At 73.1% G+C, this 25,166-nt stretch carries 24 protein-coding genes; 15 read left to right on the top strand and 9 right to left on the bottom strand.

Annotated elements, in window-relative coordinates; genetic code table 11:
• Positions 1–6 precede the first annotated feature (6 nt).
• On the bottom strand, positions 7–882 hold the full coding sequence (locus HQQ78_RS14175; protein WP_173154231.1) for a Rieske 2Fe-2S domain-containing protein: 876 nt from the start codon (positions 880–882) through the stop codon (positions 7–9).
• A gap of 518 nt (positions 883–1,400) precedes the next feature.
• Between HQQ78_RS14175 and HQQ78_RS14170 the strand changes: the two genes are divergently transcribed.
• Positions 1,401–2,546, top strand: a complete 1,146-nt coding sequence (locus HQQ78_RS14170; RefSeq protein WP_173154228.1) for a BMP family protein — start codon at positions 1,401–1,403, stop codon at positions 2,544–2,546.
• 117 nt (positions 2,547–2,663) lie between these two features.
• Here the strand turns inward: HQQ78_RS14170 and HQQ78_RS16490 are convergent, their stop codons facing one another.
• Positions 2,664–4,772: a transketolase gene (locus HQQ78_RS16490; RefSeq protein WP_173154225.1), complete on the bottom strand. Its 2,109-nt coding sequence runs from the start codon at positions 4,770–4,772 to the stop codon at positions 2,664–2,666.
• A gap of 222 nt (positions 4,773–4,994) precedes the next feature.
• On the opposite strand from HQQ78_RS16490, the gene HQQ78_RS14160 reads away from it, so the two are divergent.
• The 4 genes from HQQ78_RS14160 (at position 4,995) to HQQ78_RS14145 (ending at position 8,045) form a co-directional block, all read left to right on the top strand.
• A complete protein-coding gene (locus tag HQQ78_RS14160) occupies positions 4,995–5,726 on the top strand; it encodes a GntR family transcriptional regulator (RefSeq protein ID WP_043596597.1) in 732 nt (243 codons plus the stop codon).
• A gap of 110 nt (positions 5,727–5,836) precedes the next feature.
• Positions 5,837–6,292 (top strand): PTS sugar transporter subunit IIA, encoded by a 456-nt coding sequence (locus HQQ78_RS14155; RefSeq protein WP_158612887.1) that lies wholly within the window; start codon positions 5,837–5,839, stop codon positions 6,290–6,292.
• Complete coding sequence (locus HQQ78_RS14150; RefSeq protein ID WP_056044337.1) at positions 6,289–6,591, top strand: PTS sugar transporter subunit IIB; 303 nt, start codon at positions 6,289–6,291, stop codon at positions 6,589–6,591. The genes HQQ78_RS14155 and HQQ78_RS14150 overlap by 4 nt, the downstream gene beginning before the upstream one ends.
• An 8-nt stretch (positions 6,592–6,599) precedes the next feature.
• Positions 6,600–8,045, top strand: a complete 1,446-nt coding sequence (locus tag HQQ78_RS14145) for a PTS ascorbate transporter subunit IIC (RefSeq protein WP_347342489.1) — start codon at positions 6,600–6,602, stop codon at positions 8,043–8,045.
• 240 nt (positions 8,046–8,285) lie between these two features.
• Here the strand turns inward: HQQ78_RS14145 and HQQ78_RS14140 are convergent, their stop codons facing one another.
• Positions 8,286–9,647, bottom strand: coding sequence for an FAD-dependent monooxygenase (locus HQQ78_RS14140; RefSeq protein ID WP_371740423.1), 1,362 nt, complete (start codon positions 9,645–9,647; stop codon positions 8,286–8,288).
• Between the two features lie 60 nt (positions 9,648–9,707).
• On the opposite strand from HQQ78_RS14140, the gene HQQ78_RS14130 reads away from it, so the two are divergent.
• Positions 9,708–10,208: a MarR family winged helix-turn-helix transcriptional regulator gene (locus tag HQQ78_RS14130; protein WP_233568428.1), complete on the top strand. Its 501-nt coding sequence runs from the start codon at positions 9,708–9,710 to the stop codon at positions 10,206–10,208.
• Between the two features lie 58 nt (positions 10,209–10,266).
• Here HQQ78_RS14130 and HQQ78_RS14125 read toward each other — a convergent pair whose 3' ends face one another.
• Positions 10,267–11,577, bottom strand: a complete 1,311-nt coding sequence (locus tag HQQ78_RS14125) for an amidohydrolase (RefSeq protein WP_082460113.1) — start codon at positions 11,575–11,577, stop codon at positions 10,267–10,269.
• A gap of 135 nt (positions 11,578–11,712) precedes the next feature.
• Between HQQ78_RS14125 and HQQ78_RS16485 the strand changes: the two genes are divergently transcribed.
• The 5 genes from HQQ78_RS16485 to HQQ78_RS14100 all read left to right on the top strand — a co-directional run bounded on the left by HQQ78_RS16485 (position 11,713) and on the right by HQQ78_RS14100 (position 16,922).
• A complete protein-coding gene (locus HQQ78_RS16485; protein WP_173154222.1) occupies positions 11,713–12,357 on the top strand; it encodes a GNAT family N-acetyltransferase in 645 nt (214 codons plus the stop codon).
• 73 nt (positions 12,358–12,430) lie between these two features.
• Complete coding sequence (gene chrA, locus HQQ78_RS14115; protein WP_371740424.1) at positions 12,431–13,699, top strand: chromate efflux transporter; 1,269 nt, start codon at positions 12,431–12,433, stop codon at positions 13,697–13,699.
• A 99-nt stretch (positions 13,700–13,798) separates the two neighbouring features.
• A complete protein-coding gene (locus HQQ78_RS14110; protein ID WP_173154219.1) occupies positions 13,799–14,872 on the top strand; it encodes a nuclease-related domain-containing protein in 1,074 nt (357 codons plus the stop codon).
• Between the two features lie 173 nt (positions 14,873–15,045).
• Complete coding sequence (locus HQQ78_RS14105; RefSeq protein WP_173154216.1) at positions 15,046–16,350, top strand: PP2C family protein-serine/threonine phosphatase; 1,305 nt, start codon at positions 15,046–15,048, stop codon at positions 16,348–16,350.
• A gap of 26 nt (positions 16,351–16,376) precedes the next feature.
• A complete protein-coding gene (locus HQQ78_RS14100) occupies positions 16,377–16,922 on the top strand; it encodes a cysteine hydrolase family protein (protein ID WP_173154213.1) in 546 nt (181 codons plus the stop codon).
• A 323-nt stretch (positions 16,923–17,245) separates the two neighbouring features.
• Here HQQ78_RS14100 and HQQ78_RS14095 read toward each other — a convergent pair whose 3' ends face one another.
• Positions 17,246–17,626, bottom strand: coding sequence for a hypothetical protein (locus HQQ78_RS14095; protein WP_043597691.1), 381 nt, complete (start codon positions 17,624–17,626; stop codon positions 17,246–17,248).
• A gap of 330 nt (positions 17,627–17,956) precedes the next feature.
• On the opposite strand from HQQ78_RS14095, the gene HQQ78_RS14090 reads away from it, so the two are divergent.
• The 4 genes from HQQ78_RS14090 (at position 17,957) to HQQ78_RS14075 (ending at position 21,625) form a co-directional block, all read left to right on the top strand.
• Positions 17,957–18,892 (top strand): NmrA family NAD(P)-binding protein, encoded by a 936-nt coding sequence (locus tag HQQ78_RS14090; RefSeq protein WP_173154209.1) that lies wholly within the window; start codon positions 17,957–17,959, stop codon positions 18,890–18,892.
• Positions 18,893–19,254: 362 nt separating this feature from the next.
• Positions 19,255–20,226 carry an AraC family transcriptional regulator gene (locus tag HQQ78_RS14085; RefSeq protein ID WP_371740425.1) on the top strand — a complete coding sequence of 324 codons (972 nt, stop codon included), beginning with the start codon at positions 19,255–19,257 and terminating at the stop codon, positions 20,224–20,226.
• A 55-nt stretch (positions 20,227–20,281) separates the two neighbouring features.
• Positions 20,282–20,767 carry a tetratricopeptide repeat protein gene (locus HQQ78_RS14080; RefSeq protein WP_123571054.1) on the top strand — a complete coding sequence of 162 codons (486 nt, stop codon included), beginning with the start codon at positions 20,282–20,284 and terminating at the stop codon, positions 20,765–20,767.
• A gap of 102 nt (positions 20,768–20,869) precedes the next feature.
• Positions 20,870–21,625, top strand: coding sequence for a GntR family transcriptional regulator (locus HQQ78_RS14075; protein ID WP_173154205.1), 756 nt, complete (start codon positions 20,870–20,872; stop codon positions 21,623–21,625).
• Between the two features lie 62 nt (positions 21,626–21,687).
• Here HQQ78_RS14075 and HQQ78_RS14070 read toward each other — a convergent pair whose 3' ends face one another.
• From HQQ78_RS14070 to HQQ78_RS14055, 4 genes are all read right to left on the bottom strand, one after another.
• Positions 21,688–22,107: a tautomerase family protein gene (locus HQQ78_RS14070; RefSeq protein WP_056044305.1), complete on the bottom strand. Its 420-nt coding sequence runs from the start codon at positions 22,105–22,107 to the stop codon at positions 21,688–21,690.
• Positions 22,108–22,192: 85 nt separating this feature from the next.
• On the bottom strand, positions 22,193–23,071 hold the full coding sequence (locus HQQ78_RS14065) for a sugar phosphate isomerase/epimerase family protein (protein ID WP_173154970.1): 879 nt from the start codon (positions 23,069–23,071) through the stop codon (positions 22,193–22,195).
• 6 nt (positions 23,072–23,077) lie between these two features.
• The gene (locus HQQ78_RS14060) at positions 23,078–24,130 is read right to left on the bottom strand and encodes a Gfo/Idh/MocA family protein (RefSeq protein ID WP_371740426.1); all 1,053 of its coding nucleotides are present in this window, start codon (positions 24,128–24,130) and stop codon (positions 23,078–23,080) included.
• Between the two features lie 40 nt (positions 24,131–24,170).
• A complete protein-coding gene (locus tag HQQ78_RS14055) occupies positions 24,171–25,127 on the bottom strand; it encodes a sugar phosphate isomerase/epimerase (protein ID WP_173154203.1) in 957 nt (318 codons plus the stop codon).
• Positions 25,128–25,166: the final 39 nt, after the last annotated feature.

The following is a 25,166-nucleotide window of genomic DNA, read 5'->3' as shown; positions in this document are numbered from 1 at the left end:
CGCGGGTCAGCCGGCGTGCGGCAGCCGCACCTCCAGCGTGCCGTCGACGACGCGGGTCTCGAAGCGCGGCTGGGGCGAGGTCGCCGGCCCGTGGACGACTTCGCCCGTCGCGAGCGAGAAGACGCTGTCGTGCCAGGGGCAGGTGACGCAGGCCTCGCCGCGTTCCGTGCCGACGCGGCCGTCGGCGAGGGACGCCGACAGGTGGCTGCAGGTGTCCGACAGCACCTCGACGCGGTCGCCGTGGCGATACGCCACCACGGGCTGGCCCGTCACCTCGAGGGCGGTGAGTTCGCGGTCGGGCAGCTCGTCGACGCGGGCGATCTCGTGCCAGCCGGGCGCGACCAGGTGTGGGACGTCCTCGGCGTGGTTCGCGCCGACGGCCTGACGATAGGCGAGGTGTCCGCCGATGAAGCCGCCGGCCGAGACGGCACCGAGCCCCGCGAAGCCGAGCAGCTTGGCGCTGAGCGACCGTCCTCGCACGCGCTGCAGGTACGAGGCCCCGTACAGGGCCGTCGCGACGAGGTTGGCCGCCGAGTGGACGAGGCCGACGCGCTTCTGCTGCTCGTGCGTCGCGGCCCAGTCGGCGAAGCCGGCGAGCGCGGACGGCGCCACGGCGAGCACGCCCACGCCGACGAGGGTCCGGGCGGCCCGGTCCTGGCCGGGCAGCAGGTCGAGCACGGCCGCGCTGATCCAGGCGCCGGTCGGGACGAGCACCATCACGGGGTGCAACGGGTGGCCGGCGGGGACGCCGTGCAGCACGTCGCGCAGGCTGCGCGGCGCGAGGACCCGGTCGACGACGCCGGCGACGCGGTCGACGAGCGGGTCCAGCCGCTCGGCGTTCTCGAGGGCGGTCAGGGTCCTGACGATTCCGAGTTCTCGCATGACGTGTCTCCAGTGCTGGTCCGGGCCGTGGATTCGTGTTGTCCCGAGCCAACACCCGTTGCACCCGACCCGCCGTCTCACCCGCCACCACCGCCGCAGCCCGCCGGCCCGCCAACCCGCCAGCCCGCCAGCCGTCGCCGCCAGCCCGCCACGAACTAAACACTCCGCCACGAGAAAAAGTGGCGGCATGTTCACTTCGTGGCGGCGAGAGCAGCGAGGTCTGGTGCAGCCCGCCAACCCGCCACGATGTGGACACAACGCCACGACCAGTCCTGGCGCTGTGGCCATCTCCTGGCGTGGAGGGCAGGAGGCGCGGTGTCGGCCGGGCGCGGCGAGCACACGAGGCGCGGCGAGCGCAGGAGGCGCGGCGAGCGCAGGAGGCGCGGCGCCGGCCGGCGACGGAGCCCGCCCCCGTCACACGCTTGGCACGGAGCCCCGCAGGCAGTTGACTGTGTCCACCCGTCCGGCCCGCACCGCCGGCACCCCCACAGCACACCCCTTCCCGGAGGTCCCGCCTCATGTCCGTCCGCCCCGCCACGTCCGCACGCCCGGCCGAACGCCCCGCACCCGCCCGCCTCGGGGACCGCCCGTCGTCCCGCCTCCGTCACCCGCGCCTCCTCGGGGTGGCCGGCGGCCTCGCCGGTCTCGCCCTGCTCGCCGGCTGTGCCAGCGCTCCCGCCGAGGGAGGCGGCAGCACCTCCGCCGCGGGCGAGGACTGCGCCCGGATGGTGACGAACTCGGGCGGGCTCGACGACCGCTCGTTCAACCAGTCGAGCTGGGCCGGCCTGCAGAAGGCCGAGAAGGAGGACGGCATCCAGGCCCGCGTGCTCGTCTCGACGACCGAGAACGACCTGGCCCCGAACGTCGCGCAGGCCGTCGACTCGGGCTGCGGCTTCGTGCTGACGGTCGGCTACGAGCTCGCCCCCGCCACCGAGGAGCAGGCGGCGGCCAACCCCGACATCGACTTCGCCATCGTCGACGAGACCGTCGAGGCCCCGAACGTCAAGCCGATCCTGTTCGACACGGCGCAGGCCTCGTACCTCGCCGGCTACCTCGCGGCGGGCGTGAGCAAGACGGGCAAGGTGGCGACCTTCGGCGGCGGCAACCAGCCCCCGGTCACCCTGTTCATGGACGGCTTCGCGGACGGCGTCGACGCCTACAACGCCGCGCACGGCACGAGCGTGCAGCTGCTCGGCTGGACGAAGGAGGCGCAGGACGGCTCGTTCACCGGCGACTTCGAGGACGTCAACAAGGGCAAGCAGCTCGCCCAGGCGCTGATCGACCAGGGTGCCGACGTGATCATGCCGGTGGCCGGGCAGGTCGGCGAGGGGGCGGCGTCGGCCGCGCTCGCCACGGGCGGCGTCGACGTGATCTGGGTCGACAACGACGGCTACGACACGCTGCCCGCCGAGTACCGGCCGATCGTGCTGACCAGCGTCATCAAGGACACCGAGAAGGCCGTCCAGCAGATCGCCGTCTCGTCGACCGACGACTCCTTCACCAACGAGCCCTACGTCGGCACGCTCGACAACGGCGGCGTCGGCCTCGCGCCGTTCCACGACCTGGCGTCGTCGGTCAGCCCCGAGCTGTCGGACGAACTCGACGCCCTGCGCGACCAGATCGCCAGCGGAGCCGTGACGGTCACCTCGCCCAGCCAGCCGTAGGCCGGTCCCGGGCCGGCAGCGACCCCTGCCGCTCCGCCGAGTGGGTAGAAGATGCTCTTCAGCGCGAGCCGAGCAGCACCTTCTGCCCACTCGCGGGCCAGGACGAGGAGGCGCGGGTCAGGAAGCGACGGAGGTCGCCGCCCGGGCGGCCGCCCCGCGAACGGCGGCGACGACGCGGTCGGTCGTCATGCCGCGCTCGCGCAGCGCGTCGGCCGCGGGGGCCGACAGGCCGAACTCGTCGATGCCGACGACCACGCCGTCGGGGCCGGCGACGCCCTCCCAGCCGAAGCTCGCGGCCGCCTCGACCACGACCCGGGCCATCACCGCGCGGGGCAGCACCTGCTCGCGGTACTCGGCGGGCTGGGCGTCGAACCACTCGCGGCAGGGCATCGACACGACGCGAACGGCGAGGTCGTCGATCTGCGCGACGGCCTCGAGCACCAGGGCGACCTCGCTGCCCGTGGCGACGACGACCACGTCGGGCGCACCGGCGTCGGTCGTGCCGGCGTCGGTCGCACCGGCGTCGGTCGTGCCGGTGCCCGCAGCCGCAGCACCGCCGTCCTGCACCACGTAGGCCCCGCGGCGCACACCCGCACGCACCACGTCGGCGGGCGTCGCCGCGACCGGCAGCGGCTGTCGGGCCAGGACCAGACCGGCCGGACCGTCCTTCTCGAGGATCGCCAGCCAGGCGGCGGCGGTCTCGGCGCCGTCGGCCGGGCGCACGACCGAGAACCCGGGCATCGCGCGCAGGCTCGCCAGGTGCTCGATCGGCTGGTGGGTCGGCCCGTCGGCGCCGAGGGCGACCGAGTCGTGCGACCAGAGGTAGGTGACCGGCAGCTGCATGAGCGCCGCCAGCCGGATCGCCGGGCGCTGGTAGTCGCTGAACACGAGGAACGTGCCGGCGAAGAACCGCGAGCCCTCGATCAGCGCGATGCCGTTCATGGCCGAGGCCATCGCCCCCTCGCGCACGCCCCAGTGGACGTTGCGGCCGGCGCGGCCGGTGCCGGGGGCCTCCTCGGGGAGGTACGACGCGCCTCCTGCGATCGCCGTGCGGTTGGGCTCGGCGAGGTCGGCCGAACCACCCCACAGCTCGGGCAGCGCCTCGGCGAGCGCCTGGATGACCTTGCCCGACGCGTCGCGGGTGGCGAGCGTGTCGCCGGGAGAGAAGACGGGGAGGCGCGACCCGAGGTCCGCGGGCAGGGTGCGCGACCGCGAGCGGTGCAACTCGGCGGCGGCCGCGGGGTGGGCGGCCTCCCAGGCGTCGGCGGCGACCTGCCAGGCCTCGCGGGCGGCCCGGCCCCGCTCGAGCACGGACCGGGTGTGGGCGAGCACGGCGTCGTCGACGGTGAAGGGCTCGGAGTCGACGCCGAGCTCGACCCGGGTCGCGGCGACCTCGGCGGCACCGAGCGGGGCACCGTGCGAGGCCGAGGTGTTGCGGGCGTTCGGGGCGGGCCAGGCGATCTGCGACTTGAGCACGACGAGGTGCGGGCGGTCGCCCCGGCGGTCGGTCGTCGAGAGCACCTCGTCGAGGGCCTCGACGTCGACGTCGCCGTCCGGGGCGAGTCCGACGTGGTCGACGCGCCAGCCCTGCGAGGCGAACCGGGCACCGACGTTCTCGCTCGAGGTGAGGCTCGTGTCGCCCTCGATCTGGATGTCGTTGTCGTCGTAGACCACCGTCAGGTTGCCGAGGCGGTGACGTCCGGCGAGCGCACCGGCCTCGTACGAGAGGCCCTCCTGCAGGTCGCCGTCGGACGCGAGCACGAAGACGCGGCGGTCGAAGACGGACTCGCCGGGGGCGGCGTCGGGGTCGTTGACGGCACGCTCGTGCAGCATCGCCATCGCCATGCCGACGGCCGTGGCGAGGCCCTGCCCGAGCGGCCCGGTCGTGGTCTCGACGCCGGGGGTGTGGCCGAGCTCGGGGTGGCCGGGGGTGCGCGACCCGAACGACCGGAACGCCTTGAGGTCGTCGAGCGACACGTCGTAGCCGGTGAGGAACAGTTGCGTGTAGAGCAGGACGCTCGCGTGCCCGCAGCTCAGCACGAACCGGTCGCGGCCGGACCAGTCGGGTGCCTGCGGGTCGTGCCGCAGGTGCTTCTGGAAGAGGAGGTGCGCGACGGGGGCCAGCGCGGCCGCCGTCCCCGGGTGGCCGGACCCGGCGCGCTCGACGGCGTCGAGGGCGAGCAGGCGGGCGGTGGTGACGGCGGCGGCGTCGAGGTCGTGGATCACGTGGGGGGCTCCGGTTCGGGGAGGGGCGGGCTGGGTCTCCGACGACCGTAGCGTCGGTCATCAGGACGTCATGATGAATCAAGACGACTGCCGACTTGCACCGGTGGTCGGCGAGACGTACCCTCGTCGAAGTCATCATGACGACTTGACGACCTGACGACTCGACGACCCGACGTCGTCGGGCGGGCACCACCCACTTCAGCAACGGCGCGGAGGCACCAGATGAGCACCACGAGCGGCACGAGCAAGTACGTGGCCGTGCGCGAGCACCTGCTGTCCCGCATCCAGAAGCTCGAACCCGGGTCGCAGCTGCCCGCCGAGCCCGTCCTCTGCGACGAGTACGGCGTCAGCCGCATCACGCTGCGGCACGCGGTCGACGGCCTCATCGCGGACGGCCACCTGGTGCGCGAGCACGGCCGGGGCACCTTCGTCACCGAGCCGCAGTACCGCCTGCACTACCGCGAGCGCTTCGCCGACGAGGTCAAGGGCTTCCACGCGCAGCAGACGGGCGAGGGCTTCGCGGTCAGCACCCGCGTGCTCGACCAGAAGGTCGTCCGGGCCGGCGAGACGGTGGCGAGCCACCTCGACATCAACTCGGCCGACGAGGTCGTCGAGCTGACCCGCCTGCGCTTCGTCAACGGCTCGCTGCACCACCTCGTCGTGACCTGGTTGCCGTACGCGCTCTTCCCCGAGACGGCGACCGTCGACTTCACCGACGGCTCGCTCTACGGGCACCTCGACCGCGAGCACGGCGTGACGCTCGCCCGACAGGACCTGCTCGTCTCGCTCGACGGGGCCAGCACCCTCCACGCCGACGAGCTCGACGTCCCCCTCGGGACGACCCTGCTGAAGATCGCGTCGACCGTGTTCGACGGCGACGAGCGGGCCGTCGCGTACGGGACCAGCCACTTCACCCCGCAGAACAGCGAGATCTTCTTCGGCCTGCACGGCTGACCGACCGGGCGCGCCTCGCCCGCCGAGCCGCGCCTCCTGAACCCCCGCCCCACCACCGCAACCGACGCCCGTCCCGACGCCGACGTCACCGACCCCCACCAGGAACGACAGTGCTGACCGACCTCCTCACCCCCGAGACCATCCTCTTCGCCGACCGCGTCGACGGCTGGCGCGACGCCGTCGAACGCGTCGCGCAACCCCTGCTCGACAACGGCGCCATCAGCAGCCACTACGTCGCGGCCATGACCGACTCGATCGCCGCGGGCGGCACCTACATCGACCTGGGCTTCGGCATCGCCCTCGCGCACAGCCGGCCCGAGAACGGCGTCGAGCGCACCGGGCTCTCGAGCCTGCGAGTCGGCGAGACCGTGCTGCTGAACGACGACGCGGCGCACCCGATCGACCTCTTCTTCTGCCTCGCCGCGACCGACCCCCAGAGCCACCTCGACACGATGATGGCCCTCGCCACCCTGCTCTCCGACGAGACGCTCCGCGCCGAGCTGCTCGCCTCCTCCACCCCCGCCGACACCCTGGCGGTCCTCACCAAGATCGGACAGAACGCATGAAATTCCTCGCCGTCTGCAGCTCGGGCCTCGGTTCGAGCTTCATGGTCCACATGAACATCGAGAAGGTCCTCAAAGAGCAGGGCATCACCGGGGTCGACGTCGACCACGCCGACCTCGGCTCGGTCGGCCCGGGTGCCGCCGACGTGATCTTCGTCGGCGCCGACCTGGCCGACTCGGTCGGCGGCCTCGGCGACGTCGTGGTGCTCGACAGCATCATCGACCTGGCCGAGCTGCGCACCAAGGTGCGCGAGACCGCCGTGCGCAAGGGCGTGACCGTGCCCGACGCCGGGGCCAACTGATGGAGGGCGTGCTCTCCGTCCTGCTGGACGTCTTCCGCCAGCCCGCGATCATCGTCGCGCTGATCTCGCTCGTCGGGCTGCTGCTGCAGCGCAAGGCGTTCAGCGACGTGCTCAAGGGCACCGTGCGCACCCTCGTCGGGTTCCTCGTGCTGGCCGCCGGAGCCGGCGTGGTCGTCGCCTCGCTCGACCCGTTCGGCGCCATGTTCCAAGAGGCCTTCGACGTCCAGGGCGTCGTGCCGAACAACGAGGCCATCGTCGGCCAGGTGCTGCTCGACTACGGCTCGGCCGCCGCGCTGATCTTCTTCTTCGGGTTCATCGTCAACGTGCTGCTGGCCGCGACGACGCACTTCAAGTACATCTACCTCTCGGGCCACGTCGCCTTCTACATGGCGGCGATGATCGCCGTGATCCTCGGCGTCGCCGGGTTCCCGGTGTGGGGCGTCGTGCTCTGGGGTGCGCTGCTGCAGGGTCTCGTCACGACGCTGTCGCCCGCGATCGTGCAGCCCTTCATGCGCAAGGTCACCGGCTCGAACGACGTCGCCCTCGGCCACACCGGGGGTGCCGGCGTCGCCCTGAGCGGCCTGGTCGCGACGCTGACCCGCGGCAAGGGCACCCGGTCGAAGTCCACGGAAGACATCACGTTCCCGAAGGGGCTGGGCTTCCTGCGCGACACCACGGTGATCGTGGCCCTGTCGATGGCCGTGATCTACGTGATCGTCGCCCTGTTCGCCGGGTCGGCCTTCGTCGAGACCGAGCTGAGCGACGGCCAGAACTACATCGTCTACGTCGTCATGCAGGCCGCGACCTTCTCGGCGGGCGTCTTCGTGATCCTCGCCGGCGTGCGCGTCGTGCTGGCCGAGATCGTGCCCGCGTTCAAGGGCATCAGCGAGCGCCTGGTCAAGAACGCGATCCCCGCACTCGACGTCCCGATCACCTTCACGTTCGCCCCGAACGCCGTGCTGATCGGGTTCCTCGCGAGCTTCGTCGGCGGCATCGTCGGCATGTCGGTGATGATCTTCGCCGGCACCGCCATCGTGATCCCCGGCGTCGTCGCGCACTTCATGACCGGAGCCGCCTCCGGCGTCATCGGCAACGCCGCGGGCGGTCGACGCGGTGCCGTGCTCGGTGCCTTCGCCAACGGTCTCGCGATCACGTTCCTGCCGCTGTTCCTGCTGCCGGTGCTCGGCGACATCGGACTGTCGAACTCGACGTTCTCCGACTCGGACTACGGCGTCGTCGGCATCCTGTTCGGCCAGATCAGCCTGGCCGGCGGTCAGATCGCCGTCATCGTCGCGATCCTCGCCTCGCTCGTGCTGGTCTACGCGTCGAGCCTGTTCGTCCGGGCCCGTGCCCGCCGGGCCGGCGGCCGCGACGGCGGTGCCGGCGACGGCTCCGCCGATGCTCCGACGGACGCCGACGGCACGCGCGTCGGCGAGACCGCCTCGGCCCGCTAGGCCGACCGGCCGACCTCCTGCCAGGACGGGCGGGTCCGGTGTGAGCGGGCGTCTCCGGACGCCCGCCTCCGCCGGGCCCGCCCGTCCTGCACGTCCGGGCCGCGCCGCTCGTGTCCGGGCCCTCCGTCGGACGCCTGCACCGCGCCTCCTCGTCCCGACTGCTCGGTCGAGTGGTCCCGGATCGTCCTTCCCGGCGGGGTGGAGGACGATCCGGGACCACTCGACGGGAGCGTCAGGGCGTCAGGGCTCGAGGTGTGCGTAGTCGGGCAGGTCGAGCGCGTCGGCCGGCGGGGTGGAGAAGCGTGCGCCGAGCCGACCCGCGACCCGGGTCGACGCGAGCCGCACCCCGGCGTGGAACACCGCGACGCCCGCGCGGGACCTCGGGTTGGCGACCCGCGGCACCCCCGGCGGCAGCTGCTGCGCCTGCTCGACGTAGGGCCGCATCAGCCGCTCGTACCCGGCGAAGGCGTCGCGGTGGTGTCGGTGCGAGGCGAGCTCGCCGGCCAGCACGTACGCCCCGGCCAGCGACAGGCTCGTGCCCATGCCGCTCACCGGCGAGGCGCAGTACGCGGCGTCGCCGAGCAGAACGACCCGGCCCGACGACCAGCGCGGCGCCCGCACCTGCCCGATCGACTCGAAGTAGAGGTCGTCCGCGTGGTCGAAGCCGTCGAGCACGCGTCGGGCCTCCCAGCCCGCGTCGTCGAAGATCTCGTGCAGTCGGGCCCGCTGTTCCGCGACGGTGCGGCGCTCGGCCCCGCCCCGCTCACGGGTGCGGTCGGTGACGAACGACATCGCGGCCCGGATCGTCCCGTGCGCGTCGGGCCGCAGGGTGATCGAGCGACCCCCGGCGGCGTTGTACCAGCGCCACCAGTCGTCGTCTGCGGCCGTGCGCGGGATCGTCGCGTACGAGGTCTCGAGCCCCAGCGACCGGATCGTCGGCTCGTCGCCGAACACCAGGCGCCGCGTCGACGAGCCGATGCCGTCGGCGGCGACCACGAGGTCGAAGCGTTCGTCGGGAGCGTGCTCGAACGAGACGACGACGCGCCGCGAGCCGGACACCGGAGGCGCGGTACCGGCGAGCGCGGAGGCCGCGGTGGTCGTCGGGTCGCCTCCCGTGGCGGCATCAGCGGCGGCGCCGGCGGCCCCCACCCCGCCGCCGACCCCGACCCCGCCGTCCTCCCGGATGCCGGTGATGCGGTCGCCGAAGCGGTACGTGGCGCCACGACCCCGGCCGTCGCTCGTGGTGCGCCCGACGAGGAGCCGCGCGAGGTCCCCCCGCAGGATCTCGAGTTCGGCGGTCGCGCCTCCGGAGTCCGAGGTGCCGGCCGGGAACTCGGCGACCGTGCGGCCCGTCGGCCCGACGAACCGGGTGCCGACCTCACCCGTGGTGGCGGCGCGGACGTCGTCCTCGAGGCCCATGCGGCGCACGACCTCACGGCCCGCACCGCGGACGTCGACGTTCTGCCCGCCGGTCCGCAGCTCGGGGGCCCGTTCGACGATCGTCGTCTCGAAGCCGTAGCGGTCGAGCCAGTAGGCGAGGGCAGGCCCCGCGATGCTGGCACCCGAGACGAGGACGCGGGTGCGCGTGGTGGGGATGGTCACTAATTGCTCCCTGAATTGATTATCAACGATATTGGCAATCTACACGGCTATCGTTGAGTGGTGACCGACATCGACCCCCGCGACCGCCCCGATCGCGACGACCGCACCCGGGCCCGGCGTGACGGTCGCGAGCTGCCCGCCGACGACATCCGTGCCCGCGTGCAGCAGGTGGCCGTCCGGCAGCAGCGCTTCGAGCGGCACCTGGCCGAGCGTCTCGGCGTCGACCGGGCCGGGCTCGACGCCATGGACCACCTGATCACGACCGGCCCGGCGACCCCGAGCGAGCTGGCGCGCCGCGTCGAGGTGTCGACGGCCGCGATGACCCTCGTGTTGAACCGCCTCGAGTCGGCCGGTCACGTGCGGCGCGAGCGACACCCCTCCGACGGCCGCAAGCTGATCGTCACGGCCGAGCAAGCCTCGGCCGACCGGGCCTACGAGCAGGTGCTGCCGATGATCGACGGCATCGAGCACCTCGTCGACGGCATGGACGAGGCCGAGCGGGCGGTCGTGCAGGGCTTCCTCGACCGACTGATCGCCGTGTACGACGACGCGACGCCCTGAGGCCGCCCTGAGCTCGTCGACGAGACGTCACGACGTACCGAGGCGCGCGGCCGTGCGCTCAGTGCCCTGCGCCTCCTGACGCACCGTGATCCGCCAGCCACTCGTGGGCCGCCGCGACGAGTGCGTCCACGCCGTTCGTCAGGGTCGGCTCGACGACCGGCGCATAGAGGGGCGAGTGGTTCGACGGCAGCTGAGCCACGATCCGCGGCACGTCCGCGGCCGACGTCGCCTCGGCGAACGACGCGGGGTCGGCACCCCCGAGCAGCCAGAAGCTGCACGGCGCACCGGCCGCGGTGGCGAGGATGCCGACGTCCTCGCTGCCCGTCACCGGCCCGGGAGCGATGACCTGCTGCTCGCCGAAACGACGCACCAAGGAGGCGCGGGTGCGGTCCGCCGCGGACGGGTCGTTCACGACGGCCGGAAAGCTCTCGTAGTGCTCGACGGTGGGCGGCTGCGGTGCGCCGGCCGCCGCGGCCTCGCCCTCGGCGATTCGCGTGACGGCGGCGAGCGCCCGCTCTCGGACGTGCTCGTCGAACGACCGCATGCTGATCAGGATCTCGGCGGTGTCGGGGATCACGTTGTTCTTGGTGCCCGCGTGGATCGACCCGACCGTGATGACGAGCCGATCAGCGGCAGCGGTCTCGCGCGAGACGATCGTCTGCAATCGCAGCACCGCGGCCGCGGCCATGACGATCGGGTCCACCGTCGTGTCGGGGCGTGATCCGTGGCCGCCCCGGCCGTGGAACGTGATGCGGATGCCGTCCTGCGCGGCGAAGGCGGGGCCGGACTGCAGGGCGACGAGACCGGCCGGGAACGGCGCGACGTGCTGGCCGAGGACGACGTCGGGGGTGGGGACGCGGTCGAGCAGCCCGTCGGCCACGAGCGCGCGGGCGCCGGCACCGAGCTCTTCGGCGGGCTGGAAGAGCACCTCGAGGGTGCCCGACCAGGTGTCGCCGGTCGCCAGTCGGCGTGCGGCACCGACGAGGCAGGTCACGTGCACGTCGTGACCGCAGGCGTGCATCACCGGCACGTCGCGCCCGTCGGGGTCGGTGCCTCGGGCCGTGCTGGCGTAGTCCAGGCCGGTGGCCTCGGCGACGGGCAGTCCGTCCATGTCGGCGCGCAGCAGCACGGTCGGGCCGTCCCCGCGGCGCAACACGCCGACCACACCCGTGCCCCCGACGCCGGTGTGCACCTCGAAGCCGAGGGCGGTGAGCTCGGCCGCGACGATCGCGGCCGTCGCGTCCTCGTGGAACGACAACTCGGGGTGTCGGTGGAGATGCCGGTACAACTCGTCGAGCGGGGCGCCCACGGCGGGCGGCCGGACGTCGTCGGGGAGGGGGCGCGGCTGGTCGGTGCCGGTCGAGGTCATGAGGTGCTCCTCTGGTGGTGCGTGGGTGGTTCGTGGCGACGACGCTACCCACCACCCCCGTCACTCGCCACGAGCCACGTGCCCGCCGCCCTCTCGCCGCCCCTCGTGGCCGCCGACCCGGCCTACGCTCGAGGGGTGATCGAGACGACCGACGGCCTCATCCCGCTCGTCGACCGGTGGGTCGAGGGCTGGGCGCTCTCGCGTGGCGCCGCCCGTCATCGCGACGGTGACGCCTGGCGGGTCGACGTCGCCGCCGCGACCCGCGCCGTCGAACGGATCGCGGCCCGGCCGAACCCGGACGAGCTCACCCGCCTCGTCGACGAGACGACCGCGCCCGACGTCTGGCTGTCGGTGATCGGCCCCCTCGACGACGTCGCCCGCGCGACCCTGGCCCGGCTCGACGCCGTGACGCACGCCGAGCGCATGATGACGAGCCGCGTGTCGGCGACGCTGCTGCCCGCCGACGTGATCCTCGACGGTGACGGGGACGACCAGGTCGTGCACGTGAGGGTCGAGGTCGACGGCGTCGTCGCCGCCCGCGGCCAGGCGGCGGTCGTCGGCGAGCACGTCGTCTTCGACCGCATCGCGACCGAGCCCGACTTCCGGAGGCGCGGGCTGGGCAGCCGCGTCATGGCCGGCCTCGAGCACGGGGCCGCCGCCCGGGGAGCGACGACGGGTCTGCTCTTCGCAAGCATCGACGGTCGCCGCCTCTACGAGAGCCTCGGCTGGCGCGAGGTCGCCGAGCTGGGGACCTGGCGGGGTCGCGGCCTCCCGGGGTGACAATCCGCGCCTCCTCGTCGGTGGCTTCGTGGCCGCGGTACCGCGCGGGGCGGCCACCTGCCACGATGACCTCGTGACCGAGCGCGCACCCGATCCGACGGCCCGACCCGAGAAGCCGTCGAGCCGCAGCGCGGCCCGGGTGCGTGAGGTGCTGGCGGCGTTCTCGGTGCTCGGGGTCACGTCGTTCGGCGGCCCGGTCGCGCACCTCGGGTACTTCCGGGCCGAGGCCGTGAGCAGGCGACGCTGGCTCGGCGACACCGCGTACGGCGACCTCGTCGCGATCGCGCAGTTCCTGCCGGGCCCGGCGTCGAGCCAGGTCGGGTTCGGGCTCGGCCTGCTCCGGGCGGGGCCCGTCGGAGCGCTCGTCGCCTTCGTGGCCTTCACCCTGCCGTCGGCACTCGTCATGTTCGTCATCGCCACCGGCGTCGGCCTGTTCGAGGGCCCGGTGGGCTCGGCGATCGTCACGGGGCTGGGGATCGGCGCGGTCGCGATCGTCGCCCATGCCGTGATCGGCATGTCCCGTGCGCTGGCACCGGACCCGACACGGGCGAGCATCGCGGTGGCCGCGGCCGTCATCGCGCTGGCGCTGGCCGGCCCGGCCGGGCAGCTCTCGGCGATCGCGCTGGGGGTGCTGGCCGGGCTCGCCTTCTGTCGGGGGTCCGACCCGACGATCGGAGCGGCGGTGCCCGCCGTCCATCCCGAGCCCCTCCGGTTCCCCGTCTCGCGGGCCGCGGGCGTCGTCTGCCTCGTGGCCTTCGCCTCCCTGTTGGTCGGCCTTCCCGCCGTCGCCGCCGCGACGGGGTCGGGGTCGATCGCGCTCGTCGACGTCTTCTACCGGGCAGGCGCCCTGGTCTTCGGCGGTGGGCACGTCGTCCTGCCGTTGTTGCACGCCGGCCTGGTCGAGCCGGGCTTCGTCGACGACGACACCTTCTTGACGGGTTATGCAGCCGCCCAGGCCGTCCCGGGCCCGCTGTTCACCTTCGCGACCTACCTCGGCACCGTGGCCGACATCGGGCCGGGAGGCGCGCTCGGGGCCGCGCTCGCGACCGTCGCGATCTTCGTGCCCGGGTTCCTCCTGCTCGTCGGGGTGCTGCCGTTCTGGAACGCCCTGGGGAGCCGGGCACCGGTCCGAGCCCTGATGCGCGGGGCCAACGCGGCGGTCGTGGGCCTCCTGGTCGCCGCCCTCTACGACCCCGTCGTCACGACCGCGATCACCGGGGTGGCGCCGTTCTGCCTGGCGCTCGTCTGCTTCGTGCTGCTGGTCGTGTGGCGGACGCCGCCGTGGGCCGTCGTCGCGCTGGCGGCGGCCGGCGGACTGCTGCTCGGGGCCCTGCCCGCCTGACCCCCCGACCGGGCGGGACCCTGCCCGCCTGACCCCCCGACCGGGCGGGGCCCGGCGAGGCACCCTCGCGCCGCCCGCACCCCGTGTTCTGCTGGAGGCATGCCGTTCGACCAGAGCCTCGTCCCGTGGATCATCGCCGTCGTTCTGCTCGTCGCCCTGATCGTCGTGGCCGTCGTGCTGCGGGCGCGGGCGAAGCGGGCCCTGGCCGCCGCGAAGGCGGCCGCCGACGAGCAGGCCCGGGCCGCCCGTGAGCAGCACGAGGCCCTCGCCGCGGCCCACGACGACGCCCTGGCCCAGGCCGCCGCCGACCACGCCCGCGAGCGCGACGCCCTGGGCGCCGAGCGTCAGGCCGCCCTCACCGAGGCGAAGCAGGCCCGCGACCTCGTGGCGTCCGGCCTCAAGTGGGAGGCCACCTCGCGCGACGACATCGCCGACGCCTGCCGCCAGCTAGGCGTGGACGCTGTGTTGCTGACCAACGTGGTCTTCGTTCCCGTGGCGACCGGCGCCTCCTCGCGGTTCGTCGCGCAGGTCGACCACGTCCTGCTCGCCGAGACCGGCGTGATGGTGATCGAGAACAAGGGCTGGAACGGCATCGTCTTCGACGGCCTGACCCCGAGCAGCGTGTTCCCGGCGTTCGCGGGCCTGTTCGACGAGAGCACCATGACGCCGCCGTTCGCACTGCAGGTCGTCAAGGACTCGCCCACCGCGCTGACCGTGCGCACCCACCTCGGCCGCGAGGCCCCCGCGTCGCAGGTGCGGCGCCAGGCGCAGCGGCTGTCCGACCGGGTGCAGGCCGAGACTGGCGTCCGGCTCTGGTTCGACACCTGCGTCTTCTACTCGCACCGCGACGCGACGGTCTTCGCGACCGAGCGCGACGCCACCGACGGAGGCGCGGCCACGGCGATCGTGTCGCACCGGTCCCAGCTAGCGGGCGTCGTCCGCGAACTGACCTCGCGTCCGACGAAGAAGCTGTCCCGGGCACGGGTCGACGACCTCGCCCGGCTGTTCGCGTCGTACGGCGCCGACGTGCTGCGCTTCGGCGCCCACGCCCAGGAGGCGCGGGTCGCGTCGGTGCCGGAGGCCACGGCCCCCGAGGCGGCGGCCCCAGCCCGCGAGCCGGAGGCCATCGCCACCGCCACCCAGGATGCCCAGGGGCCCGACCCGACCGAGTGAGTCAGGTGTCGCCTGTGGACGACGCCTCGCCCCCAGGAGGCACGGTGCCGGTTCCGCCCACACCGCGCCTCCCCGGGTCCGCGGCCCGTCGGCCGCACCCTGTAGCGTCGTCAGGAAGACGAGACAAGACGACACCTGTGGTCGACGGGCGATCCAGGGGCGAGGGGACCGGCATGGGACGCGTGACGGAGGGCGCCGACGCGATCGGACGGGCACTCAACACGGCCCTGCGACGCGTGCCCGTCGAGAAGGTGCCGCTGTTCCGGCAGTCGTTCATCGCCCTGCTGATCGCGCTGGCCGCGGCGCTCAGCGCCACCCTGCCCTGGCTGATCGTCACCGACGCGGTCACGATGTGGCTCGGCGTGGCGGTCGCCGTCGCGGCCCTGGCGTTCGCCGCCACGATGGCTCGCCACACCCGGCTCCGCCGGTGGGAGCTGCTGGTGCCCGCGGCCGACTTCGTCGCCGTGGGGCTGCTGCGGTACGGCACGGGTGACCAGCGATCGGTCTTCCTGCCGATCGTGCTGCTCGCGGTCGTCTGGGTCGCGTCTTGGCCCGGTCGGCGCAACGTCCTGCTGCCCCTGGTCGGAACGTCCGTCACCCTGCTGCTGCCGTACCTGTTCACCGCGGACGGTCGGGGCCCGAGCGAGTTGATCCGGCTGGCGTTCGCCCTGGTCGTCTACGCGACCGTCGCCGCGGCGGTCAACGAACTCGCCCGGCAGGCGAAGGCCCGACTCGAGCGGGCGCGAGCCCAGCAGCACGCCCTCGAGCGCGAGCTCAACCGGGCGGCCGTGGTGCAGCAGTCGCTGCTGCCGCCGGACGCCTCGACCCTGCCCGACGCCTTCGCCGTGTTCGGGGCCTGCGTGCCGGCCCGCGAGGTCGGCGGCGACTTCTTCGACTGGTACCCGACCTCGACCGGCATCGCCGTGACCGTCGGCGACGTCATGGGCAAGGGCGTCGGCGCGGGCATGATCGCGGCGGCGGTGCGCTCGGTGATCCGCAGCAGCGTCGACGACGGTGACCCTGCCGAGGCATTCCACCGCGCCTCCGTGGGGTTGACGACGAGCGCGTACGACACCGAGACGCAGTTCACGACGTCGTTCCATGCGCGCATCGACGCCGACGGCGGCGTGCTCTGGGCCGACGCGGGGCACGGCCTGGCCTTCATCCGTCGAGCCTCGGGGGCCGTCGACCGCCTGAACTCCGCCGACCTGCCCATCGGCGTGGGCACCGGTTGGCACCGGCACCGCTCGCAGCTCGACGACGGCGACGTGTTCGTCTGTGTCAGCGACGGCGTGCTCGACCTGTTCCCCGTCGAACTCGAGGCGATGCACGACCTCGAGCGACTGCTCGCCGCGACGCCCGAGCCGGCACGCATCGTCGAGGTCGTCGAGCGGCTCGCCCTCGAGCGCGACCGGAGCGACGACGTGACCGTGGTCGCGACGACGCTCGTGCCGACGTCGGTGCCGGCGCGTCCCTGAGCCCCGCGGCCTGGCATGCTGGCCCGATGACCCGCGCCCTGCTCATCGTCGACATCCAGCTGGACTACTTCCCCGGGGGCGCGTTCCCGCTCGTCGAGCCCGAGGCGGCCGCCGCTGCCGCCGGTGACGTGCTCGAGGCGTTCCGGGCGTCGGGTGAGCCCGTCGTCCACGTCTTCCACGTCTCGACGGGCGAGGGCGCGACGTTCTTCCGCCCCGGGACCGACGGCCTCGCGTTCCACCCGGCCGTCGAACCCCGCGACGGCGAGCTGGTCGTCGAGAAACACGTGCCGAACAGCTTCGTGGGCACAGGACTCGAGGCCAGCCTCCGCGAGCGCGACGTGACCGAACTCGTGATCGTCGGGATGATGAGCAGCATGTGCGTCGACTCGACCACGCGGGCCGCGCACGAGCTCGATTTCGCCTGCACCGTCGTCACCGACGCCTGCGCGGCCCCCGACCTCGTGCACGCAGGGACGACCGTCGCCGGCCGCGACGTGCACGCCGCCTTCATGGCCGCCCTCGACGGCAGCTTCGCGACCGTCGTCACGAGCGAGGTGCTGCTCGCCGCCTGAGCGCCCCGGGTGACGCGGGACACCGCGTGACGCTCCCGTCCGCCCCGCCCGGCGTCGGGGGCCGGCCGCCGGGGGCCGGGCGCTAGCCGCCGGACGCCAGACGCCGGACGCCGCGCGCCGGACTCCGGACGCCCGACGCCCGACGCCGAGCGCCGTTCCGTGCCGCTCCGGGTCTTCCCGCCACGAAGTGAACACCCCGCCATCTTTTTGCGTGGCGGGGTGTTCACTTCGTGGCGGGACGGCGGGACGGCGGGACGGCGGGACGGCCGGCCAGCGGTGCCGACGGGCCGGCAGCTCGGCGGCGGCGCCGGTGCCGACGCCTGCTATCCCCGACGCCTGCTCGCCACCAGCGCGACCACGAGCCCGGTGATGACGGTGGCGCCGACGGCGTTGGTGACGCGGGCCCGGCGGCGGTAGCGCTGGTGGGCCTGGTCGGTGGCCTCCATCGCGGCGATCGTGACGGTCTCGGCGACGTCGCGCACGGTCTTCTCGGCCCGGTCGGCGATCACCTCGGCGCGGTCGACCAGGTCGTGGGCCGACGACCCGGCCCGGTCGGTGACGTCGCGCACCACGGTCTCGGCCCGGCCCGCGAGGTCGTGCAGGGCACCGCGGGCCACGGGCGGCACGACGTCGGAGGTGTCGATGAGTTCACGGGCCCGTCGTGCGGCACGGGTGACGAAGTCGTCGGGGTCGGTGGTGCTCATGCGGCTCTCTCCGTTCGCCCGTGCACGGGTGCCACGGGTCCCCGCCATCGTGCTCCCCTCCGGGTGATGAGGGTGCGCACGGCCAGCACCGCCGGACCGCAGGAGGCGCGGGTCGCGTCCCCGAGGACGTCCTCTCCCCCGCACACCACGCACCACGCACCACGCACCACGCCAGGATGTGAGCACAGCGCCAGCCCTTGTCCAGGCGTCGTGCCCACATCCTGGCGTCGTGCCATCCGCAGCACTCGACCCCACCAGCCGCACCGCACCGCGTCGCCGTCGAGCGCGCAGACTGGCCTCTGACCCTCCGACGGAACGAGCCACTCCCCCATGACCACCACCGTCCTCCTCGCCGGCGCGACCGGCGACCTCGGCCAGCGCATCGCCCGCGAGCTGCTCCGCGACACCACGGACGACGTGCGCCTGCGCGTCCTGACCCGCCCCGGCAGCACCGGCGCGACCACGCTGTTCGCTGACGACGACCGGGTCGAGGTGACCCGCGCCTCCTACACGGACGTGCCCGCCCTGACCGACGCCGCCCGCGGCGCCGACGTCGTCGTGTCCGCCGTCAGCGGCACCCGCCCCGTGATCGTCGACGCGCAGCGCGCCCTCCTGAAGGCCGCCGTCGCGGCCGGTGTCCCGCGCTTCATGCCCTCGGACTACTCGGCCGACTACCGCAGCATCCCGCCGGGCAGCAACCGCAACTTCGAACTGCGTCGCGAGTTCGCGGCCGACGTCGACGCGGCCCCGATCCGGGCGACGTCGGTGCTGAACGGCATGTTCACCGACCTGCTGACCGGGGACGCGCCCCTGGTCCTCTTCGACCGCAAGCGGGTGCTGTTCTGGTCGTCGGCCGACCAGGTGCTCGACTTCACGACCAAGGACGACGTCGCCCACGTCGTCGCCCGGGTCGCGCTCGACCCCGAGGCACCGCGCGTCGTGGAGGTCGCCGGCGACCGGGTCACGGCCCGTCAGGTAGCCCGCACGATGAGCGAGCTCACCGGCACGTCCTTCAAGCCGCAGTGGGCCGGCACGACCGGGACCCTGTCGGCGATGGCGGCCGTCATGCGTCGCACGTCGAAGGGCGACGACACCTTCCCCGCCTGGCAGGGCATGCAGTACTTCGTCAACATGTTCAGCGGCGACGCGCAGCTGCGGCACGTCGACGGCGACCGCTACGGTCCCGCACACTGGACGACCGTCCGCGACGTCCTCGCGACACGGACCGGTGACGCGCCGCGTTCTTCGGTGTCGGCTCCCGCCTGACCAGGGGACGAGGAGGCGCGGGTCGCCGACCCGGGACGCCGTCTGCACCTGCCCGTCCGCGCCTGCCCGCGCGCCAGCCCTGCCCGCGCGCCCGCCCGCGCTTGCCCGCGCCTGCCCGCGCCTGCCAGCCCGCCCGAGCCTGCCCGCCCTGCCCGCGACGAGAAAACGGTGGCCCTTCCCCCCGACGGGTAGGGCCACCGTTCATCGCCGAGTGGTGAGCAACGGCGGACCTCCACGGTAGGCAGCGACCGACCCGGGCCACCATCCGCGGGACGCGGGGTCCCGGCCGATTCGCGCGAGGGGGTGTTCTGCCCGCCCCCGAGGGTCGGTAGGGTCGAAAGATGCTCGCGGAGGGTCCAGAGGTGTTCGCCGGACACCGCGTGGCCACGTGTCGCGGCGTCGACGAGGCACGACGCGTCCTCGGCGAGGCCTTCCTCCCCGTCGAGTTCCCGACGGCGAGCGCGTCCGGCCACCTCGGGCTCGAACTGAACGCCGTGAGCACGGGCCGGTTGACCCTCGGCTACATGAGGTTCGACCGGGCCGTTCGCCTCCGGACGGCCGAGCCGGACAACTACCACGTCGACATCCCCACCGCGGGTCGGGCCGTCCTGCGCGCAGCCGGCGGGCGGCGGGTCGACGCGACACCCCGGTCCGGGGGCGTCTTCATGCCCGGCCGACCGGTCGACCTCGACTGCGGGGACGGCTTCGCGCAGATCGCCCTGATGATCCCCCGCGCCGAACTGCAGCGCGAGCTCGAGGACCTGCTCGAGTCGACGTCCGTCGCCCCGCTCGAATTCGAGGCGGAGCTCGACCTGGCGACGGGCGGACAGGTCGTGCTGCAGGCGGTGCGGGTCGTCGACGAGGCGTCCCGGCGGGAGGACGGCGTCCTGCAGCACCCGCTCGCCGTCCGCAACCTCGAACGATCGCTCGTCCACGCCCTGCTCCTCTCGCAGGGCCACAACCACTCCGAGGCGTTGCGGGCTCCCGTGCCGCAGTCGGGCGGCCGGGCGGTCGCCCGCGCGATCGAGCTGCTGCGCGCCGATCCGGCTCACGACTGGACCGTGGCCGACCTGGCGGCGGCGACCGCCACGAGCGTCCGCAGCCTGCAGGAAGGCTTCCGCCGGGCCCTCGACACGACCCCGACGGCCTACCTGCGACGGCTGCGGCTCGAACGCGTGCGCACCGACCTGGTCGCCGCGGGGCCCGGGGACTCGAGCGTCACCGACGTCTCGGCCCGCTGGGGGTTCGCGCACCACGGCCGCTTCGCCGCGGCCTACGCGGAACGGTTCGGCGAGCGCCCCTCCGACACGCTCCGCGCCTCGTCCGGTCGCTGAGCGGGGACCAGGAGGCGCGGGTCGCCTCGATCGGGGAGCCCGCTACCGTGGGCGCATGAGCACCGAGGCCTGGGAAGACCGCGTCGCCGCCCTCTGGGCCGACGAGACCGTCGACGACGAGCAGCGCATCGAGCGCATGACGGCCCTCGCCGCCGACGCTCCGCACCCTGCGCTGGGCGAGTTCGAACTCGGGGGTGCGCACGACTCCGGGGGCCGTGAGGCCGAGGCCCACGGGCACTACGCGGCGGCGACCGAGGCCGGCCTCGACACCGTCGACCCGACCCGGGCTGCGCAGATGGTCGTGCAGCACGCCTCGACCCTGCGCAACCTCGGCCGGGTCGACGAGGCCATCGCCATGCTGCGTGACGCTCCCGAGCACCCCGCCACCGGAGCCGCACCGAGGGTCTTCCTCGCCCTCGCCCTGCACAGCGCCGGCCGCTCCGACGAGGCCCTGCGGGTCGCGATCGAGGCCGTCGAGCCGACCCTCCCCCGGTACCACCGCTCGGTCCGCGCCTACGCGGCCGCGCTCACCGGGGACTGAGCCGTCCACGGACCGGCCGAGGCACCGACCCGACGGCGAGATGGCCACCGGCCCGTGCCGCCCGTAAGGTTGTCACGACATACGTTCGGCTGAGGGGACCACATGACCGACGCGCAGCTTCCGGCCGATCTCTTCGCCGACCTCGACCGCAGCAGCCCCATCCCGTTGTGGTTCCAGATGTCCACGCGGCTCGAGGCGGCGATCCTCGGGGGCCAGCTGCCGGCGGGCGCTCGACTCGAGAACGAGGTCGGACTCGGTGAACGTCTCGGCCTGTCGAGGCCCACCGTCCGGCGAGCCATCCAGGAGCTGGTCGACAAGGGGCTCGTCGTCCGGAGGCGCGGGATCGGCACCCAGGTCGTCCACGGACCCGTGACCCGCAACGTCGAGCTGACCAGCCTGTTCGAAGACCTGACCGACAGCGGCAAGGCCCCGACGACACGTCTGCTCGCCCACCAGGTCGTCACGGCCGACGAGAAGACCGCTCTGGCTCTCGGCATCGAGGTCGGCGACCGGGTCAGCCACGTACGGCGCCTCCGCCTGGCGGACGGTGTCCCCGTCGCGGTGCTCGAGAACTACCTGCCCCTCGACCTCGCTCCGTTCTCGGACGCCGACCTCGCCGCCCAGGGCCTGTACCAACTGCTCCGGGCCCTCGGCGTCACGATCCGGGTGGCGAAGCAGCGGATCGGGGCCCGAGCCGCCCACGCCGACGAGGCCCAGCTGCTCGAGATCGAGCCGCGCGGGGCCGTGCTGACCATGACCCGCACGGCTTACGACGCGTCGGGTCGGGCCGTCGAGGTCGGGCACCACTGCTACCGCCCCGACCTCTACTCGTTCTCGATCACCCTCGTCGACAAGTAGCCGCCGGGCACCACGCACCCGACGGCGGGCATCATCGGGTGCGCGGTCCGGGACCCTGCCGCTCAGCCGGCCTGTCCCGCGGCCGAGGGCACCGTCAGTTCACCCGTCACGTACTGGGCCACCCCGAAGCCGAACGACCAGTCCTGCGGGCCGTTCTCGACGTAGCCGATGAAGACGTCCTCGCCGGCCACGCCCACGGCCTCGAGGCCTGAGGCGATGCGGGCGTACAGGGCCTGTTTCGCGTCGTCGGTGCGTCCCCGCTGGGTGAAGATCTGGATCATCACGACTCCACCGGAGCGTTCGAAGCCGAGCCCGGCGTCCTGGGCGATGATGCGACCGGCCGGCAGTTCGTTGATCACCTGGAAGCGGTCGCGAGGCGGGATGCCGTAGACGTCGACGATCGCGTCGTGGACGGCGTCGGCGATCGCGGTGATCTGATCGGGGCTGCGACCGGGCAGGAGGTCGATGCGGACGAGGGGCATGGGTTCTTCTTTCGTCGGGTGTGGTCGGGGATGGTGAGGTGCCGCAGGTGCCGCAGGTGCCGCAGGGGCCGGGCGGATCGGCGGCTCAGGCGCGTGACGCGGCGTCGATGCGCGCCAGGATCTGCTCTCGTTGGTAGCGACTGACGCCGTCGACGGCTTCGTCCTCGGCGAAGACGCTCGAGACGGCGATCGTGTCGTCGCGATCGAAGAAGCCCAGCCCCTGCAGGCCGCCGAAGAAGCCGTCCCAGTCGACGTCACCGTCCCCGATCTTCAGGTGCTGGTGGACGCGGGCCGCGTTGCCGGGCGGATTGCTGATGTACCTCAGCCCGTGCGAGCGGCGGTGGTCGAACGTGTCGGCGATGTGGACGAGGCCGAGTGACTGCCCGGCGGCGGCCATGATCCCGGCCATGTCGCCGCCGTAGTGGAAGGTGTGGCACGCGACGTAGGCGAGACCGACCTGCTTCGTGTTGAGGCCGCGGATGACCCGCAGGGCCTCGAGTCCGTCCTCGACGAAGTCGTCCGGGTGCGGGTCGATGAACACGCGGATGCCCTCGCGTTCGAGGACGGGCAGCAACTCTTCCATCGACCAGTAGAACTGACGCTCGGATTCTTCGGACAGCTCGGGACGACCACTGAACTCGGTGTTGATCACCTCGACGCCGAGGCGGGCGGTGATCTCGATCACGCGCTTCCAGTGCTTGACGGCGGCCCGACGGGACTCCTCGTCGGGACCGGACCACCGCAGGACGGGCAGGACGGACGCGATCTCGACCCGCGCCTCCTTGCAGGCCGCCGCGAAGGCGTCGACGAGGTCGTCGTCGGCCTTCGGGTGCCGGAAGAACGGGATGAAGTCGCGGTGCGGGGTCAGCTGTAGATGGTCGTACCCCAGCTCGGCGACCTTGGCGGGCAGTTCGAGCAACGAGTGGCTGTGGTGCAGCGGGGTGGGGTCGAGGGCGATCTTCACCACCGGTCACTCCCCCGTCGCGGCGGCACGGGGCAGGTCGTAGAACGACGGCTTGGCCATCGCGTAGTCGACCTCGACGCGGCGGCCGGTCTTCTGCGCCTCGACGCCGGCGGTGGCGACGACGCTCGCCAGGTAACCGTCCCAGGCGCTCGGACCGTCGATGGTGCCGTGGTGCGCGGCGTCGACCCAGCGCTGCACCTGGGTGTCGTAGGCGGCGCCGAAACGCTCCTTGAACGTCGGTGGCACGGCCACGGCCGACCGGGCGGCCGTGGTGAGCTGGAGCCCGGTCTCGCGCCCGATGGAGGCGACGCCGCTCTCGAAGACGGCGTCCGTGGTGACCTGGTAGCCGAACTGGATGTTGACGTTGATCTCGACGATCGCCATCGTGCCCGACTCGGTCTCGAGGATCACGAACTGCGGCTCTCGGAGCCCCTCGGGCGCGAGCGAGTTGCGGCGGGGCTTTTTCACCTCCACCGCGACGATCGGCTCACCGGCGATGAAGGGGACGGCATCGATCTCGTGGATGACGGAGTCGAGGATGAGCATCTCTTCTGAGTAGCTCGGCGGGGTCGTGGCGTTGCGGTGGGCGCAGTGCAGCGCGAGCAGGGCGCCGTGCTCGCCGGACGCGACGAGGGCCCGGAGGTCTCGGTACCCCTGGTCGAAGCGACGCATGAAGCCGACCTGGATGTGCGGCCGGTCGAGCTTCTGCTCGGCCTCGAGCACGCGGAGCGAGGCGGCCTCGTCGGTGGTGAGGGGCTTCTCGCAGAGGATCGCCAGCCCGCGGTCGAGTGCGGGCAGGAGGACGGCCTCGTGGAGGAAGCCCGGGGTGGCGATGATGACGGCGTCGATCTCGGTGGCGGCGAGCGCCTCGTCGAAGTCGGCCGCGGTGATCGCGCCGGGGGCGGTCGCCGCCGCGGCGTCGGCACGAGCGGTGTCGGGGTCGACGACGGCGACGACGGTGGCCCCGCTGATGGTGGACGTGATGCGGGCGACGTGGTCGGCGCCCATCATGCCGGCACCGACGACGGCGACGCGGAGGTCGGGGGTTGTGGTGGTCACGGGTGTTCTCCTTCGGGGCGGGGGTGTCAGCGGCGGGACGTCAGACGAGACGGGAGCGAGGCGAGCAGCTCATGATGTGCTCACGCGTGCGGGTCGCGATCCCGAGGGGCAGGTCGATCGATTCGACCGGGAACATGTCCTGCTCGACGATGGCGAAGATCTCGGGGTCGATGCGGCTGACCGCGTCGAGCACCGGGGCCAGCTCGGGCACGCCTCGGGGCGGTTCGACCATGACCCCCTGCGCGACCGCGTCCCCGAAGGGAACGTCGTTCTTGAGCACGGTGAACCGCAGGTCGGAATCGACCTGCTTGAGGTGCAGGTAACCGATGCGGTCGGGGTACTCCTCGACGAGGCGCACGGAGTCACCGCCGTAGTAGGCGAAGTGCCCGGTGTCGAGGCACAGGTTCGTGTAGCGCACGTCGGTCTCGGCCAGGAACCGCTCGGTCTCTCGGTAGGTGCCGACGTGGCTGTCCGCGTGGGTGTGGAACTGCTGCTTGACGCCGAATTCTTCGAGGAGCGCCTTGCCGAGCTTGTCGTGGCCGGCGCCGAGCGCCGCCCACTGCTCGTCGGTGAGGGTACGGGCCTCGAGGACCTCGCTCGTGGCATCGCTGCGCCAGAGGTCGGGGATGACGACGAGGTGCTCGGCACCGAGCTCCGAGGCGAGGCCGGCGACGGCGAGCGCTTGGTCCCACGCGCGTCGCCACTGGTCGTCGCCCTTGTGGAACCCGGTGAAGACCGTCCCGGCCGAGAGCTTCAGGTCGCGCCGACCGAGCTCGTCCTCGAGCTGGTGGGGGTCGGTCGGCAGGTACCCGTAGGGGCCCAGTTCGATCCAGTGGTAGCCCGCCTGCTGCACCTCGTCGAGGAACCGCGGCCAGGGGATCTGACCGGGGTGCTCGGGGAACCAGACGCCCCACGAGTCGGGTGCGGTCCCGATGCGGAGCCCGCGCACGCCCGGGCCGGTGGGCGTGGCGTCGGGGTCGGTGACGGTGTCGGTCATGGCGGCGGTGCCTTTCGAGAGGGTGCGGGTGAGGTGTGG

It is taken from the genome of Frigoribacterium sp. VKM Ac-2859 (assembly GCF_013204925.1).
In the GTDB taxonomy this organism is placed as follows: domain Bacteria; phylum Actinomycetota; class Actinomycetes; order Actinomycetales; family Microbacteriaceae; genus Frigoribacterium.
The sequence above is the reverse complement of the archived record's forward strand: the minus strand, read 5'-3'. Positions and strand labels throughout refer to the sequence as shown.

Excerpts from the sequence above, each read along its gene's own strand:
- HQQ78_RS14175 (WP_173154231.1), bottom strand. The coding sequence starts at position 882 with ATGCGAGAACTCGGAATCGTCAGGACCCTGACCGCCCTCGAGAACGCC.
- HQQ78_RS14170 (WP_173154228.1), top strand. The coding sequence starts at position 1,401 with ATGTCCGTCCGCCCCGCCACGTCCGCACGCCCGGCCGAACGCCCCGCA.
- HQQ78_RS14160 (WP_043596597.1), top strand. The coding sequence starts at position 4,995 with ATGAGCACCACGAGCGGCACGAGCAAGTACGTGGCCGTGCGCGAGCAC.
- HQQ78_RS14150 (WP_056044337.1), top strand. The coding sequence starts at position 6,289 with ATGAAATTCCTCGCCGTCTGCAGCTCGGGCCTCGGTTCGAGCTTCATG.
- HQQ78_RS14125 (WP_082460113.1), bottom strand. The coding sequence starts at position 11,577 with ATGACCTCGACCGGCACCGACCAGCCGCGCCCCCTCCCCGACGACGTC.
- HQQ78_RS14110 (WP_173154219.1), top strand. The coding sequence starts at position 13,799 with ATGCCGTTCGACCAGAGCCTCGTCCCGTGGATCATCGCCGTCGTTCTG.
- HQQ78_RS14105 (WP_173154216.1), top strand. The coding sequence starts at position 15,046 with ATGGGACGCGTGACGGAGGGCGCCGACGCGATCGGACGGGCACTCAAC.
- HQQ78_RS14100 (WP_173154213.1), top strand. The coding sequence starts at position 16,377 with ATGACCCGCGCCCTGCTCATCGTCGACATCCAGCTGGACTACTTCCCC.
- HQQ78_RS14095 (WP_043597691.1), bottom strand. The coding sequence starts at position 17,626 with ATGAGCACCACCGACCCCGACGACTTCGTCACCCGTGCCGCACGACGG.
- HQQ78_RS14090 (WP_173154209.1), top strand. The coding sequence starts at position 17,957 with ATGACCACCACCGTCCTCCTCGCCGGCGCGACCGGCGACCTCGGCCAG.
- HQQ78_RS14080 (WP_123571054.1), top strand. The coding sequence starts at position 20,282 with ATGAGCACCGAGGCCTGGGAAGACCGCGTCGCCGCCCTCTGGGCCGAC.
- HQQ78_RS14075 (WP_173154205.1), top strand. The coding sequence starts at position 20,870 with ATGACCGACGCGCAGCTTCCGGCCGATCTCTTCGCCGACCTCGACCGC.
- HQQ78_RS14070 (WP_056044305.1), bottom strand. The coding sequence starts at position 22,107 with ATGCCCCTCGTCCGCATCGACCTCCTGCCCGGTCGCAGCCCCGATCAG.
- HQQ78_RS14055 (WP_173154203.1), bottom strand. The coding sequence starts at position 25,127 with ATGACCGACACCGTCACCGACCCCGACGCCACGCCCACCGGCCCGGGC.